Here is a 254-nt window from a genome sequence, read left to right on the forward strand (position 1 = left end):
CGGTGCCAGGCGGCCGAGGGCGGTGCGGAAGACGGGTCCGGCTGCCAGGTCGAAGGGGCGGTTGATTTGTTCGTCGACCCAGGTGTCGATGGTGTCGGCTGTGATGTCGACCGTGGGCAGGGCAAGGTCTGCCGGTGGGGGGTCGATGACCTGGTGGGGGAGTCCGTTGTGTTCGATGAAGCGGGTGCGTAGTGCTTCGTGTCGGGTGATGAGGGTGTGCAGGGCGCGGTTCAGGGCGGTGTCGTCCAGGGCGC

General features: G+C 67.7%; 1 protein-coding gene. It reads right to left on the bottom strand.

Annotated elements, in window-relative coordinates; all coding sequences use genetic code 11:
- Positions 1–254 (bottom strand): condensation domain-containing protein (locus tag ACPXB1_RS30720; protein WP_425736192.1); only part of this gene is annotated, 254 nt, incomplete at both ends.

Origin of the sequence: Micromonospora sp. DT68, assembly GCF_049847245.1 — a bacterium.
Classification (GTDB): Bacteria; Actinomycetota; Actinomycetes; order Mycobacteriales; family Micromonosporaceae; genus Micromonospora; species Micromonospora profundi.